This window comes from uncultured Ellagibacter sp. (genome assembly GCF_934636505.1).
Taxonomy (GTDB): Bacteria; Actinomycetota; Coriobacteriia; order Coriobacteriales; family Eggerthellaceae; genus Ellagibacter.
Window position 1 is genome coordinate 1 of record NZ_CAKUAL010000013.1, and the last position, 13,585, is coordinate 13,585.

At 61.2% G+C, this 13,585-nt stretch carries 15 protein-coding genes; 3 read left to right on the plus strand and 12 right to left on the minus strand.

From position 1 onward, the window contains the following. The 7 genes from Q0G18_RS02810 to Q0G18_RS02840 form a co-directional block, all read right to left on the minus strand. On the minus strand, nucleotides 1-364 hold a 364-nt coding region (locus tag Q0G18_RS02810), incomplete at its 3' end, for a TrkA family potassium uptake protein (protein WP_297149311.1). A 92-nt stretch (nucleotides 365-456) separates the two neighbouring features. After that, nucleotides 457-1,197, minus strand: a complete 741-nt coding sequence (locus Q0G18_RS02815; protein ID WP_297149312.1) for a CMP-2-keto-3-deoxyoctulosonic acid synthetase — start codon at nucleotides 1,195-1,197, stop codon at nucleotides 457-459. Between the two features lie 294 nt (nucleotides 1,198-1,491). After that, entirely contained in the window at nucleotides 1,492-1,830 is a 339-nt protein-coding gene (locus tag Q0G18_RS02820) for a PspC domain-containing protein (protein ID WP_297149313.1), read from the minus strand. 18 nt (nucleotides 1,831-1,848) lie between these two features. Further along, the gene (locus Q0G18_RS02825; RefSeq protein WP_158048821.1) at nucleotides 1,849-2,724 is read right to left on the minus strand and encodes a hemolysin family protein; all 876 of its coding nucleotides are present in this window, start codon (nucleotides 2,722-2,724) and stop codon (nucleotides 1,849-1,851) included. A gap of 81 nt (nucleotides 2,725-2,805) precedes the next feature. Next, the gene (locus tag Q0G18_RS02830) at nucleotides 2,806-3,681 is read right to left on the minus strand and encodes a hemolysin III family protein (RefSeq protein WP_366768956.1); all 876 of its coding nucleotides are present in this window, start codon (nucleotides 3,679-3,681) and stop codon (nucleotides 2,806-2,808) included. A gap of 5 nt (nucleotides 3,682-3,686) precedes the next feature. Then, nucleotides 3,687-5,450 carry a PH domain-containing protein gene (locus Q0G18_RS02835; RefSeq protein ID WP_297149314.1) on the minus strand — a complete coding sequence of 588 codons (1,764 nt, stop codon included), beginning with the start codon at nucleotides 5,448-5,450 and terminating at the stop codon, nucleotides 3,687-3,689. Beyond that, nucleotides 5,450-5,938: a PH domain-containing protein gene (locus tag Q0G18_RS02840; RefSeq protein WP_297149315.1), complete on the minus strand. Its 489-nt coding sequence runs from the start codon at nucleotides 5,936-5,938 to the stop codon at nucleotides 5,450-5,452. Before Q0G18_RS02840 ends, Q0G18_RS02835 begins: the two co-directional genes overlap by 1 nt. Before the next feature lie 237 nt (nucleotides 5,939-6,175). On the opposite strand from Q0G18_RS02840, the gene Q0G18_RS02845 reads away from it, so the two are divergent. Further along, complete coding sequence (locus tag Q0G18_RS02845) at nucleotides 6,176-6,619, plus strand: GatB/YqeY domain-containing protein (RefSeq protein ID WP_276997365.1); 444 nt, start codon at nucleotides 6,176-6,178, stop codon at nucleotides 6,617-6,619. Nucleotides 6,620-7,053: 434 nt separating this feature from the next. On the opposite strand, the gene Q0G18_RS02850 is transcribed toward Q0G18_RS02845, so the two are convergent. The 4 genes from Q0G18_RS02850 to Q0G18_RS02865 form a co-directional block, all read right to left on the minus strand. Further along, entirely contained in the window at nucleotides 7,054-7,278 is a 225-nt protein-coding gene (locus Q0G18_RS02850) for a hypothetical protein (protein WP_297149317.1), read from the minus strand. Nucleotides 7,279-7,356: 78 nt separating this feature from the next. Next, nucleotides 7,357-9,987 carry a ferrous iron transporter B gene (locus Q0G18_RS02855; protein WP_297149319.1) on the minus strand — a complete coding sequence of 877 codons (2,631 nt, stop codon included), beginning with the start codon at nucleotides 9,985-9,987 and terminating at the stop codon, nucleotides 7,357-7,359. A gap of 145 nt (nucleotides 9,988-10,132) precedes the next feature. Then, nucleotides 10,133-10,372, minus strand: coding sequence for a FeoA family protein (locus tag Q0G18_RS02860; RefSeq protein ID WP_158048828.1), 240 nt, complete (start codon nucleotides 10,370-10,372; stop codon nucleotides 10,133-10,135). Nucleotides 10,373-10,530: 158 nt separating this feature from the next. Continuing rightward, nucleotides 10,531-10,815 carry a FeoA family protein gene (locus Q0G18_RS02865; RefSeq protein WP_277012178.1) on the minus strand — a complete coding sequence of 95 codons (285 nt, stop codon included), beginning with the start codon at nucleotides 10,813-10,815 and terminating at the stop codon, nucleotides 10,531-10,533. Between the two features lie 277 nt (nucleotides 10,816-11,092). On the opposite strand from Q0G18_RS02865, the gene thrC reads away from it, so the two are divergent. Both thrC and Q0G18_RS02875 read left to right on the plus strand, forming a co-directional pair. Further along, nucleotides 11,093-12,673 carry a threonine synthase gene (thrC, locus tag Q0G18_RS02870; protein WP_297149321.1) on the plus strand — a complete coding sequence of 527 codons (1,581 nt, stop codon included), beginning with the start codon at nucleotides 11,093-11,095 and terminating at the stop codon, nucleotides 12,671-12,673. A 49-nt stretch (nucleotides 12,674-12,722) separates the two neighbouring features. Beyond that, the gene (locus Q0G18_RS02875; protein ID WP_276997833.1) at nucleotides 12,723-13,067 is read left to right on the plus strand and encodes a LysR family transcriptional regulator; all 345 of its coding nucleotides are present in this window, start codon (nucleotides 12,723-12,725) and stop codon (nucleotides 13,065-13,067) included. Here Q0G18_RS02875 and Q0G18_RS02880 read toward each other — a convergent pair. Further along, the gene (locus Q0G18_RS02880) at nucleotides 13,064-13,414 is read right to left on the minus strand and encodes a hypothetical protein (RefSeq protein WP_297149323.1); all 351 of its coding nucleotides are present in this window, start codon (nucleotides 13,412-13,414) and stop codon (nucleotides 13,064-13,066) included. The two genes, Q0G18_RS02875 and Q0G18_RS02880, sit on opposite strands and share 4 nt — an antisense overlap. Nucleotides 13,415-13,585 lie beyond the last annotated feature (171 nt).

The following is a 13,585-nucleotide window of genomic DNA, read 5'->3' on the forward strand; positions in this document are numbered from 1 at the left end:
GCGATGTGCCGCACACGTAGTCGATACCGAGCTGCATGTAGGCTCGCTCATGGTCGGGATTGTACAGGCGCGCGATCACGTGGGGAACGCCGAACAGACGGCTTGCGACCTCCGCGACCATGAGGTTCGTGTTGTCGAGCTGCGTGACGGCCGCGACGACATCGCAGTCGTCCACACCCGCCTTCACGAGGGTGTCCTCGTCGAAGCCGACGCCCTGCAGCGTGGAGCCGTTGAAGTTGCGGCCGAGGTTCGCGAATGCGTCGGCGCTCCTGTCGATCACGCAGACGTTGCTCCCGTTGTCGGAAAGCATGTTGGCGAGCTGCGAGCCCACGCGCCCGCACCCTACCACAATGACATTGCTCATAAATCGCCTTTCGCCGCGACGCCGTTTAGGTGCTTAGCATAGCGCATGCGGAAAAGAAAAGGCCGGACTCGCGCCCAGCCTTCAACCTTACGTTAGATTTTCGACATTTCCCGAAGCGTGTCACGAAACCAGTTGTCGTAGTTCGGCGGACAGTACTTCTGGGCGTTCGAGTAGCTGATGGTGTAGCCATACCCCTTCGCAAGGCCTGCGACATGGGCGTTGATGGCTTCTTCCCACGAGCTCCAACCGGTAGAGCCCCAGCCCCACGCGTTGTGCGGCAGGAAGCAGTTCGTGCCCTTGGTGGACTCGGTGTTGGAAATAGCCGGCGACCAGCGAGGGTCAACGCCGTTTTCCCATGCAGCGGTGGCGAAGGTCTCCCCTTGGCCGGCAAGCGGGGAACCCGCGAGGTAGTTGTTGATGCGATTCGCCCACTCAGAGATGAAGGCGTCCTTGCCACAGCTCCAATCCACTTCGGTGAGCTGGGACATCGCGGAAGAGGCATCAGTGGTGCGCGCCTTGGCGAGCGCCTGCTCGGCAGCCTGGATGCGAGCCTGCTCCTCGGCGAGGGCAGCTTGCTCGGCGGCGATGCGCTCGGCTTCCTTCTCGGCCTCGACGGCCTGAACACCTTGGGTGATGTCGCGCGATGCGGGCTGAGACAAGACGCTGCCGACCGATGCGTCGGACACGTTGGAGACAAGCACCTCGGCAGCAGGCGCCGAAGAGGCCGTGCCACCGAACGGAGACGACGAACCGCCTGCCGCAGCAAGACCGTAGCCGAAGCAGCCGACCGCCACGACGGAGGCGCACCCGATCGCGGCGATTTTCGCGACCAAGCCCGTCTTCTTCATATTATTTCGACGTGTTACCACGCAGTGTCAACCTTTCTCGAACAGCACGAGACCTAACCGCCGAAGCGGTGACAGCGTATTGAATTGTGGGTGGGATTGCTGCCAAGAGAAGAACTTATGCTGTTGTTTGCAAGGCAAGATTTTACCTTATGCGAGGGTTTCAACGCAAAATCTTGTGGAGGCCGCTCCACGGTTTGTTCGATATTACGCAGCGGATTTTTTATCGTCCCTGGTAGTTATTATTCTCGATTTTGGATTGAACAAGAACGAATTTCACACTCAGCGGAACGAGCGCGGCGGTTTCGGGGGCAAATGGCCGACCCCCACATAGGTTTGCCGCTCGCTTTCAGAGGACGGCACGTCGCAATCGATGGGCCCGTATTTTTCGGAGGACGCCGACTCGGGACGAACGTCGAACACGTCCCCGGAAACCGACGATTTCGGCAAGACGAAGATGAGCGCCACATAGGCCACGGCGAGAAGGCCGCCCGTGAGCAACGTGCCCGCGACGACGAGGATGCGCACGACGATCGGGTCGATGCCGAAGTAACGCGCAACGCCCGCGCACACGCCTCCGAGCCGCGCGTTCGCATCTCGCGTGAGCTTCCTTCCGACCACGGTGCCGTCCCTTTCGTCCTAGTGCGTCTTTTCCTGCTGACCTTCCCCCTCTTCGGCGACGTCGGCCCCACCGGCCAGACGCTCCACGCGAATGGTGGAAATGCGCGAACGGCGCATACGCTCGATCTTGAACGAATAACCGCCCACCGTGAACTCATCGCCCATCTCCGGCACGAAATCGAGCGTGTCGATCAGCCAGCCGGCGATGGTCTCGTAGTCCTCCGACTCGGAGACCGGCCAGCCGAGCGCCGCCGCGTCCTCGACCGGGAAGCGCCCGTCGACACGCCATACGCCGTCGGAGAGCTTGGTGATTTCTTTGCCCTCCATGTCGTACTCGTCGACGATTTCGCCTACGATTTCCTCGATGATGTCCTCAACGGTAATTAAACCATCGGTCCCACCGTATTCGTCCACCACGATGGCCATCTGTTGCCGATTCGTTTGCATTTCCTTGAGCAGCGGGAAGATGTCCTTGGTCTCGGGGACGAACAGGGGCTCGAAAGCGTACTTCGCGGCAAGGTCGTCCTCGCGGCCGTCGATGAGCGGCCCGACGAGGTTTTTGTAATGCACGATGCCGATGATGTGGTCGGCGTCCTCGTGGAAGATGGGAAGGCGCGAGTAGCCCGTGCCGTGCATGCGCTCGACCGCCGTGCGCACCGTCTCGGTGTCCTCGACCATGATCATGTCGACGCGTGGCTGCATGATTTCATGCACCGACATGTCGCCCAAGTCGATGATGTCGTGGATCATGCGCTTCTCGTCGTCGGCGAGCTCATCGTTATCGGCGACGATGTCTTTGATTTCCTCCTCGGAGACCGTTTGCTTCTTCGCCGATCCGAAACGTGAGAAGAAGCCGGTCAGACCCTTCTGCTCCTCGTCGCTCATCGTAATCATCCACTCCTCGCACTCTTAGGGGACGTCAACCCCGAAAATCCATCCGCTGCGCCCGTGACAGTGCGGACGCTCACCTCGCCGCTACATCACATACAGCGCCACGGCCAGAAACTGCAGCACGCTCGCCGCAACGACCATCACGTGGAACACTGAATGCATGTAGGGAATCTTCTTCAACACGTAGAATACGCAGCCGACCGTATAGACCAGGCCGCCCGCAACCAGGAGCGCAAGACCCTCCATGGGAAGGTTCGCCACGAGAGCCGGCAGATACGCAACGACGCACCACCCCAGAAGAAGGTAGAGCAACGCTGAGATCCAGCGCGGGCGAAATACCCAGAACGCCTCGCAGGCAATGCCCGCAAGCGCTACGACCCACACGAACACAGCCAGGTAGATTCCCCCGTCGTTCCCAAGCGTAACCAGGCAAAACGGCGTATATGTTCCCGCGATGAACAGGTAGATCCCGCTGTGGTCGAGCACCTTGAACACACGCTTGGCGCGGTCTACCGCAATAGCGTGGTACAGCGTCGACATGAGGTATTCCACCAACATGGTGATGGTGTAGACGAGCGCCGCCGCAAGCTTCACACCGCCGCCAGCGCGCACCGCAATCACCACGAGAATGGGAATCGCCGCAATGGAGAGAAGCGCGCCTATGCCGTGCGTCACGGAGTTGGCGATTTCCTCGCCGAGCGTGTACTCGCGCACGTTGCGGCGGGCGCGCTCGGCGTTCGCGGACGTGTTGGCGGGCTCGTTTCTATGCTCGCGCGCCTCGGAGAGAGTGCGCGGCTTGAACTGAGAAGGGGTCCATGCCCGAGGCGCGGAGGGGCGATTTTGCGCGTACGAAGGCGACGCGGCGGGCAGAGGGGCTTTGCGGGCGGCAGGCCCAGGCGCTGAAGGGTCAGGCGCCGAACTTCGGCCGCCTTTCGAATCGGATGTCGCATGTGTGTCCATGCATTTCACTCTATCACATTTCCCCCAGGGACAAGCCACGCCAGCCATGCGGCAGCATCTTCTTCACATGCGTCGATCAGCCTGGTCGAGGTGCCCCGCAAACCCGCAGCTGTCCACGCGGTGACGGTCGCCACCTTCGCACGGCGCTGGAAGGGGTTCGACTTCGAGAAGCCGAACTGGATCTTCTCGCGAGGCAAGCAAACCGAGACCGAGCCGAGGCCGCCGTTTTCCACCTGCATAAAGCGCCTGTTGAACGAAAACCACGACGAGCGCGCCCAAAGCACCGCGCTCACGGCGGCGAGCGCCTCGGCAACCGCGCACGCGACGTAGCCCAAAAGCGCGATCCGGTCGAACCAGAAGAGTTCCCCCGCCGACATGAAATCGTCGCCGTAAGCGCTCACGCCGAACATCACGCCCACGTGGAGAAGCGCAAGCGCCACGGCGCACCAAAGCCCCCATCCTTGGATGACCGTGCGCCTGACCAGCGCACGGCGAAGAGCCACCTTAGGAACGCGACGGCGCTCGGTCGGCATGTCGGCGAACTCGGGGATGAGCCCCGCGACGATCTCGGGCACGCGATCGACCTTCACGAAGGGATGCACGACGAGCGCACCCTCGGAAAGGGAGTCCTCCATGCCACCCGACCCGCTCGACGCGTCCACCTTCCCGAGAGACAGCTCGCAGAAGCCGAAGATGCGGCGGATGAAGCTCTGCTTCACGATGACCGACTGCACGCGATCGACTGACACGCCGTGGAAACGGTGCTGGAGAAGGCCGCGCTCGACCTCGATGCGATCGCCGCGCCGACGCGCCTTGAAGCCCCCGAAGGAGATGCAGGTGCCGAGCGCCGACATCGCCCACACGAACAGGGACAACGCAATGAACCCGACGGCAATGAGGGCGATGATGCTGTTGCCGAAAAGCGCGAGGCCCGCGTCGGCAAGCGCTTCTGCGACGGCTCCGCCCGCCTCGCCCGACATCTGCGAGACGAAATCGGCGGCCTGCGAGAACACGCCGATGATGCCGACGACGACGAGAATCAGCGTCGTGCTGTTCGAAAGCCCGGTGAGGATGAGCTCGCCGTTGGTAATGCCGTACTGGAAGGAGATGCGCCCCGTGTCGACCTCGCGCCCGGCGAACACGCCGCGCACGTCGTCCCACACCTCGGCGGGCGCATCGAGCACGTTGCCGAAGCTGCTCGGGGCGTCGGCTTCCCGGAAAGGCGCCCCGACGGCTGCCGACTTGCGGGCGAACAGGTCGGCCCGCAGCGCCTCCGCGTCGGCCTTGCGCAAAAACGGCACCGACACGGCCTTGTTCGACGCGCCGCCCGCCGTGTCAATCTGCACCGTGCACACGCCGAACACGCGCTGGAGAAGCGAGGCTGTCTGGTCAACCGACTGGATGCGCCGATAGGGCACATGCACGCGCTTCTTGTTGAAGATGCCCGAATAGAAGCTGAATTCCTCGTCGCCGAACTCGTACCAGATATGTTTGTAGGACACGAGGCGGTAGATGAGGCTCGCGGCGAGCGAAACGATTACTGTGCCGAGAAATAGCAGGACGACAAAGATTGCGGCAAGCCCGCCGTTTACGAACTGTCCGAGGCTGTCGGGATTGAGCAACTCGGGAATGATCTGAGGAAGCACGCTGATGAGAAGCGCTGCGAACACCGCAGCGGCGCCCTGAAGCCCACCAAGCCAGATGTAGCTGGAATGAACCGCGTGCCTCTCGCGGCTCTCGTGCCTCTCGCGGTTTTGGGCCCCGTCCATCACATGTCCTCGCGCGCGATGCGGGCAAGCTCGGCCGCGCGGTCACGCACCTGGTCGGCGACGTCGTTCGCAAGCCCGGGGATTACGTGCTCGCCAGCGGCCGTGGCGACGGTGACGCTCGAAAGACCGAATGCGCGCAGGATCGGCCCCTGGCGTGTGTCGGTGTTCTGGACGCGGATGAAGGGGATGATGTAGTGCTTGCGCCAGATGATTCCCTTAGCGATGTCGAGGTAGTCATCGTGAAGCTCATAGCGCCAGCGAACGTAGCGGATAGGCGGCAGCACGACGAGGAACACCACAAGCAGCACCGCAGCAATGGCCGAGAGCACGGCGATGAGGGCGAACGCCCAAGGCGCCGGTTCGACCGCGGCGCAAATGGCGAAGGGGACAGCGCAGCAGAGGTAGCCGAGCACGATCCAGATGGCGTCGTTTACCCGCCACACGTTCTTCACCCGAGGATCGAGCTTGCTTTGAGGGGTTCCGTTCATGAGGAAAGCCTTTCTCGAGCGCGCCCGCGATGCGAGCGCTTTCCCCATGATAACAAGCGTCGGCAAACTTTTCGTAAAGCGAATGGGAAAGCCTGGGCCGCCAAGTGGTGATGTCGCCATCGAACCTGCTCACGGCATCGATGGCATTTGTCGCCTTTTTGCAGAAGGCCGCATGGGCCAGCCAAATTGTGTACGATGGAAAAGCTGAATCGATTGCGCAGCAGAAAAGAGGGAATCATGAAATACCAGGAGCTGCAAGACGAAGTGAAGGCCGCGCTGAAGGCGCACGACAAACCGCGCGTGTCCATCCTGCGCCAGGTGCACGGCGAAGTGAAGAACATCGAGGTGAACGAGCGCCGCGAGATCACGGACGCCGACGTCGACGCCATGCTCAAGCGCGTGATCAAGCAGACGAAAGAGACGCTCGAGGGCTCCATCAAGGCGGGGAACAACCAGGAGCGTACCGACCTTCTCGCCGCGCAGGTGGAGATTCTTGAGTCGTACCTTCCCAAGCAAGTTTCAGGGGACGAGCTCATCGCACTCATCGAGAAGACGCTCACCGAGACCGGTGCCACCTCGAAGAAGGAGATGGGGAAGGTGATGGGCGCGCTCACGAAGGCGACCGGCGGCAACTTCGACAAGGCCGCGGCCGCAGCCGAGCTCGGCAAGCGCCTCGCCTAGCGCAGGGCAAGAAAAAACGCCCGCAGGCGTTTCGTTTCGAGGAGAGGAGGCCGGTGAGGGCGAGGGGGGGGGGTAGGCCCTCACCGGCTTGTGATGGATGGCCAGACGAGAGGAGCCTCCACCACCGGGTCAGCATTAAGAAGTGTGCTGGTCAGCGGGTTCGTTTTCTTGAGAGAGAGGGGGGATTCGAACCCTCGCTGCTGACATTTGTTATCTTAGGTTAACCTTGCTGGCGCGTCAATGGGGTTAACCATGGTTTACAATTCCTCCACAAATGTCTTGCATATCGGTAGGAAAAATAGCCATCCCTAAGAGCGGCCTTATCCCCGAGAGCGAGCTTGCTAGGGAGATGCTCGCATGAAGACCCTCTCCCGAACGCAAGAAGGCCGGGCACTTTCGCGTCCGGCCTTCCCGTTGAATCATAAGAAAACGTGCTATCTGAGCGCCTTGCCCATGTCGGCTACCATGCACTCGACCACTCCGCAGCCGGAACAACCATGGCAGCTTCCACATCCGCTTCGAGGGCTATCGCTATCCCCGCAGTGGTCGTGGCAATCGCACAGGCCGCGCGTCGCGATGCGGCGCACCGCCAGCACAGCAAGCACGGCGATAACGAGCGCGACGACGATTGTCGACGGCGTCCAAACCAAACCCATCATAGGTGCGCCTCCTTTCTTGCGGATCGACTCTGAGGACGCACCCGAAAGCGCATCCCCAAAAGTTACTCTCAGTAGACTTTACGCTGCCTTGTTCTCGGTTTCAAGCTTGCGGGCAACCTTTTCGTCCTTCTTGTCGTAATTCGGCATCGGACGGAAGATTTGGAAGAGCATGAGCGCCGCGATGATGATGGCGATCACGGTCCAGATACCGAAGCTCACTTCGCCCAAGGCCAGGCCAACGAACTGGTAGAGCATGCAGCCCACGCACCACGCGAAGCCGCACATGTAGCCGATGGTGATCCAGAACCACTTAGCCGAACGCTGCTGCTGGCGAATGGTGCCCATTGCCGCGAAGCACGGCGCGCACAACAGGTTGAAGGCGCAGAAGGCGACGATCGCAGCGGTCGATCCGCCGAGCATCTGGGCAAAGCCGTACCACAGCTGCGGGTCCGCCTCGCCGAAATCGCCGAGCTGAGTGATGATGCCGACAGTCGCGACGACGTTCTCCTTCGCAACGAGGCCGGTGACGGCAGTTGCGGTGGCTTGCCAGTTCGCGAAGCCGAGCGGCGCGAAGATCCAGGCCAGCAGGTTACCGAGGCCAGCCATGAGGCTGTACTCCATGTAGTCGGGCGCCTCGGAATCAAGCAGGCCGAAGCCTTCGCCCGCATCGCCGAAGTTCATGAGGAACCAGATGACGATCGTGGACAGGAAGATGATGGTACCTGCTTTGATGATGTAGCCCTTCACGCGCTCCCACATCGAGAGCAGGATGTTCTTCACGCCCGGCATGTGGTACTGCGGAAGCTCCATGATAAACGGCGTGGTCTCGCCGGCGAAGAGCTTGGTCTTTTTCAGCATGATGCCGGAGAGGATGATCGCAATGACGCCCATGAAGTAGAACATCGGGGCGACATACCAGGTGGCGTCGGAATTGCCGGACGCGATCGCGCCGAACACGAGGGCGATGATCGGCATCTTCGCGCCGCAGGGGATCATGGTGGTGGTCATGATCGTCATGCGGCGATCCTTCTCGTTCTCGATGGTCTTGGTTGCCATGACGGCGGGCACGCCGCAGCCGGAGGCGATGAGCATCGGGATGAAGGATTTGCCAGACAGGCCGAACTTGCGGAAGATGCGGTCCATGATGAACGCAACGCGGGACATGTAGCCGCACAGCTCCAGGAAGCCAAGGAGCAAGAAGAGGATCACCATCTGCGGGATGAAGCCGATAACGGCGCCAACACCTGCGACGATGCCGTCCATAACGAGCGACTGCAGCCACGGGGCGACGTCGGCTGCCTCAAGGGCGTTGCCGATGATAGCGCCAAGACCCGGAATCCACAGGCCCCAAGAACCATCGGAGGGGTCGGGTTCTTCGACTTCAAGAGCAGCCTGGTAATCGGCGAAGGTGATCGCCTGCTCCTCGACCTCGCCGTCGTCGCCTTCGACCTCCATCGTGGCAACAGCGTGCTTGGCCTGGGCCTCTTCGTCGAACGCCGCAATCGCTGCCTGGGCATCGTCGTACTCGGCAACGGCGTCTTCGTACTCGGCCATAGCGTCGGCGTCGGTGGCGTCTTCGGGAGCCTCGGGCTCGGCCAAAGCCAGCGCATCGAGCACTTCTTGGGAGTCATCGGAGGGAAGGCCGGACACCTCGTCCTCGCCGAGGATGTTCTCGACGTAGGCGGTAATCTGCGCCTGGGCGTCTTCGTACTCGGCCGTGGCCTCGTCGAACGCCTCGCCGCCGGTGTAGAGCCAGCCGTCGCCGGAGATGCCGTCGTTAGCCCAGTCGGTCACAACGCCGCCGCCGACAGAGACGGCCAGCCAGTACACGAAGAACATGATGACGATGAAGATCGGCAGGCCGAGGAATCGGTTCGTGACGACGCGGTCGATCTTCTGGGTGGTGGACATGCCCTTGGTCGACTTCTTCACCGTGTCGTCGACGACGCCAGCAATCTCGTCGTAGCGGGCGGAGGTGACGATGGACTCCGCGTCATCGTCGAGCTCGGTCTCAAGCGCATCGCGAATGGCATCGACCGTTTTCTTGTCGGAATCCGTCAGCTTGAGCTGGGAAATCGTGCGGTCCTCGTTTTCGAGCACCTTGATGGCGAACCAGCGAGCCGTCGCGGAGGAAACCCGCGAGCCGAGAACGTCAATGATCTTCGCGAGCGCCGTCTCGATCTCGTCGGAGAAGCGGATCTGCGGCGCGGCGGGAACGCCCTTCTTGCCGAGTTCGATCGCGGTCTTCACAAGCTCGTCCATGCCGCGGCCCTTGAGCGCCGAGGTGGGAACGATCGGGCAGCCGAGCTCGCGGGAGAGCTTGTCGACGTCGATCTTGTCGCCGTTCTTCTCGACGAGGTCCATCATGTTGAGGGCGATGACCACAGGCAGGCCCAGCTCGAGGATCTGCGTGGTCAAATACAGGTTGCGCTCCAGGTTGGTCGCGTCGATCAGATTGATAACGACGTCCGGGTCGCCATCGAGAAGATAGTCGCGCGCGACGATTTCCTCAGGCGAATACGGCGAGAGCGAATAGATGCCGGGAAGATCGGTAACCGTGACATCCTTGTCTTTGGTGTACTTGCCTTCCTTCTTTTCAACAGTAACGCCAGGCCAGTTGCCAACATATTGGTTGGCGCCGGTCAGGTCGTTGAACATGGTCGTCTTGCCGCAGTTCGGGTTGCCGGCAAGCGCAATGCGAATTCCCATGATCTACCTTTCCAAAATCAACGATGCTTACCTTTGCTGCTTCGCCGAAACGGCGGCACCCTGAAGGGTCGGTGCGGTCGCTTCGATAAGTTAGATGACACTAACCGCCAAGCAAAGAAAAAGGCCTGCGAAGGCCCTGCTCGAACTAGAGAACGAGCACGCTTTCGGCTTCGCTCTTGCGCAGCGAAAGCTCATAGCCACGAACGGTGACCTCGATAGGATCGCCGAGCGGCGCCACCTTGCGAACGAAAACCTCGACGCCCTTGGTGATGCCCATGTCCATGATGTGGCGCTTGAGAGCACCTTCGCCCACAAGGCGGCGCACCGTGGCGGTCTCGCCGATGGCGACATCGCGCAGCGTCTTGTCCTGACCTGCTTCTGCCATAGCTTCTCCTCCTTTTCCTTCCTGCCTCAAAAGTCGTCCTGTCGCCGCAGCTTTCCGCGCAGTTGCGGAAACGGACGCAATGCGCCCTTTGCTGCGGCTTTAGCTTTTCACGGGGCTGCCGCACTCCCCTTTGCGGAAAGTGCGCCCGCCCACGAAAACTAACGGGTGATGATGCGCTGCGCGACCTGCTTGTTCAGTGCGACCTGCGCACCTTTGACCTCGACGATGAAGTTGCCCGCCTGCTCGGAGACGACCTTCACTTCAGCGCCGGCGACAAAGCCGAGATTCTCGAGATGATGGAGCACATCGCCCTTTTCGCGAACCTTGACGACGGTGCCCGTCTCGCCCGTTTTCATGAAGGTGAGCGGCATCTGCGCCATGGAAGGTCCCGCAACAGTTGCGGTGCTCATGCCTTTGTCCATCGCCATTGCTTCCTGCATCATAGATACCTCGTCTTTCTTTGCTAACCGTGGTTAACATCTATCTATCATATGCCATCTCTGGCTCGATTTGGAAGCCTTGGTGAACTTTTTTGTTTCCTGCGGCTAATCTCCATAATTCGCCGCGGTTAATTTTTCGTTACGAAGGACTTTGTGAACATACGCCGAAGCGAAGGTTGCGATAATGGTTGAATTGCAAAAATTGCGGATAATTTCCCTTTAAGATGTTTTCGCAGATAGTATAGTAAGCATGACTTATCTGAACGCGGAAGGTTGCAATATGAAAGACAGCTTCGCCCCGGCTGCAGGCGTAAACGAGAACTTCTATTCCGACACGCGCGGCCTCGTGAGCGACCCCGTCCCCTTCACAAAGGCGGTCATTGACGGCCTGGCCCATGGAGGCGGCCTCTACGTCCCTGCCCACGTGCCGGCACTTTCGATCGACGAGATTTGCAGCTTGGCGGAAATGCCATACTCCAAGCGCGCCGCCACGGTTTACCGCGCCTTCGGCGTCGACCTGCCAACCGAGCGCATCGAGGCACTCATGGAGAGCGCTTACGGCGACCAGTTCGACGACGAGCGCATCTGCCCGATCACCTCGCTCGATGAGAACACCCACGTGCTCGAGCTGTGGCATGGCCCCACGAGCGCGTTCAAGGACATGGCACTGCAATGCCTGCCCCGCTTCTTCTCTGCAAGCGCCGAGGCGCTCCGCGAGCGCGGGGAACTCGACCACGACTTCCTCATCCTGGTGGCAACTTCGGGCGACACGGGCAAGGCCGCGCTCGAAGGCTTCAAGAACGCCGAGCACGTGCGCATCGGCGTGCTGTTCCCCGATGGCGGCGTGAGCGACATCCAGCGCAAGCAGATGGTCACGACCACCGGCGACAACGTGCAGGTCTGGGGCGTGCGCGGCAACTTCGACGACTGCCAGACCGGCGTGAAGAACGTCTTCGGCGACGAGGCGTACGCCGAGAAGCTGCTCTCCGAGCACAACGTGACCTTATCGAGCGCGAACTCCATCAACTGGGGGCGCCTCATGCCCCAGATCGTGTACTACATCTCGAGCTACGCCGAACTGGTTGCCAAGGGCAAGGTCGAAGCTGGCAAGCCGATCGACGTCTGCGTCCCCACGGGCAATTTCGGGAACATCCTCGCCGCATGGTTCGCCAAGCGCATGGGCACCCCGATCGAGATGCTCTTCTGCGCGAGCAACGAGAACCGCGTGCTCACCGATTTCATCAACACCGGCACCTACGACATCTCCGAGCGCGACTTCGCACTGACGCCGTCGCCGTCGATGGACATCCTGGTGTCCTCCAACCTGGAGCGCCAGCTGTTCGAGCTTTCCGGGCGTAACGCCGAGGCGATTCGCAGCTGGATGTCCGACCTGCGCGAGAAGAAATGCTTCCGCGTGGATGCCGACACCTTCGCGGCCGTGCGCGCCGAGTTCGCGGCCGACTCCGTCGACAACGAGACCTGCCTTTCTACCATCAAGGAGGTCTTCGATGCCAACGGCTACCTCATCGACCCGCACACCGCGGTCGCCTACAAGGTCGCCGAGCAGCTGCGCGGCGAAAATCCCGTGCTCATCGCGAGCACGGCCCATTGGGCGAAGTTCGGCGACAACGTGTATCGCGCGCTTCACGGCATGGCGCCCGGCGAGCCGCTTCCCGAAGAGGCTGCTGCGCTTTCGGGATGCCAGCTCAACGAGCTGATCGCCGACGAGACCGGGCAGCACAACGTGCCCGCCAACCTGGCAACCCTCGACGCGGCGCACGTGCGCTTCGAAGAGGTTATCGATAACTCGACCGAGGACATCGAGCACGCAGCAGCGGCTTTTCTCGGCAAGACAAACTAGCAATCAGGAAACTACAGGCAAACAGAAAACCGTCGAAAAAGGGGAACCCATGAGCAAGCTCACCAACCTCACTCCATCCATCAGACTTTCCATCAAGAACCCGGACTCCGAGAGCGGATCGGTGTTCGGCCGCGGCATCGCCGATCTGTGCCTCGGCGTGCGTGAGAAGGGCTCGCTGAACGCCGCCGCGAAGAGCATCGGCATGGCGTACAGCAAGGCCTGGCGCATCATCAAGGAGACCGAAGCAGCCCTGGAAATCCAGCTGCTCAATCGCGATGGCGCCCACGGGAGCAGCCTTACCGATGAGGGCAACAAGCTCCTCGACTCCTATCTTGAAATCGCCAAGCGCGTTCAGGAAGCAGCCGAGAAGGAATTTCACCGTCTCGTCGACTAGGCATCGGCGGCTCTCATCCGCCCAGCTGGGGCGCATCCCGCAAAATCGACGGCAACCCGCACGCCCGCGGCGCCTTCCGGCACCGCGATATGGAGTACGAGGTCCCGCGTAGCCGGTTTCGCATCCGCTTTGCTTTCTTGGCGCACGTCCACGGGGCGTGCGCCTCTCTTTTTGTCCTCGGCTTCGATCGAATCGCGAGCTTTTCCCGAGCAATCCGACGGCTCCTCTGGTTCGAACACACCCCCATGCGCCTCTTCGGCATCGGGGGAATCGAATCGATGCAGGCATCCGTAGCAGGTCTCCATATCGTCGAACACCCGCGCCTTGCACACAGGGCACACTTTCATCTTGTTGGTCCTTTCCGCTCTCTTTGCGCCGCATAGGCAACAAGCCCCACGCAGTCCCCTTCCGAAAACCATGCCCCGCATTCGGCAAAGCGCTCAATAGTCGCCACCGCACGAGGACATCGCAGACGCCTCATCGGGCCCACTGCGCGATACGATTCGAGCACGACACCA

Coding starts and splice junctions, on each gene's coding strand:
- Q0G18_RS02845 (WP_276997365.1), top strand. CDS start 6,176: ATGAAATACCAGGAGCTGCAAGACGAAGTGAAGGCCGCGCTGAAGGCG.
- Q0G18_RS02875 (WP_276997833.1), top strand. CDS start 12,723: ATGAGCAAGCTCACCAACCTCACTCCATCCATCAGACTTTCCATCAAG.
- Q0G18_RS02880 (WP_297149323.1), bottom strand. CDS start 13,414: ATGAAAGTGTGCCCTGTGTGCAAGGCGCGGGTGTTCGACGATATGGAG.
- Q0G18_RS02855 (WP_297149319.1), bottom strand. CDS start 9,987: ATGGGAATTCGCATTGCGCTTGCCGGCAACCCGAACTGCGGCAAGACG.
- Q0G18_RS02865 (WP_277012178.1), bottom strand. CDS start 10,815: ATGATGCAGGAAGCAATGGCGATGGACAAAGGCATGAGCACCGCAACT.
- thrC (WP_297149321.1), top strand. CDS start 11,093: ATGAAAGACAGCTTCGCCCCGGCTGCAGGCGTAAACGAGAACTTCTAT.
- Q0G18_RS02835 (WP_297149314.1), bottom strand. CDS start 5,450: ATGGACGGGGCCCAAAACCGCGAGAGGCACGAGAGCCGCGAGAGGCAC.
- Q0G18_RS02860 (WP_158048828.1), bottom strand. CDS start 10,372: ATGGCAGAAGCAGGTCAGGACAAGACGCTGCGCGATGTCGCCATCGGC.
- Q0G18_RS02830 (WP_366768956.1), bottom strand. CDS start 3,681: ATGGACACACATGCGACATCCGATTCGAAAGGCGGCCGAAGTTCGGCG.
- Q0G18_RS02825 (WP_158048821.1), bottom strand. CDS start 2,724: ATGATTACGATGAGCGACGAGGAGCAGAAGGGTCTGACCGGCTTCTTC.
- Q0G18_RS02850 (WP_297149317.1), bottom strand. CDS start 7,278: ATGATGGGTTTGGTTTGGACGCCGTCGACAATCGTCGTCGCGCTCGTT.
- Q0G18_RS02840 (WP_297149315.1), bottom strand. CDS start 5,938: ATGAACGGAACCCCTCAAAGCAAGCTCGATCCTCGGGTGAAGAACGTG.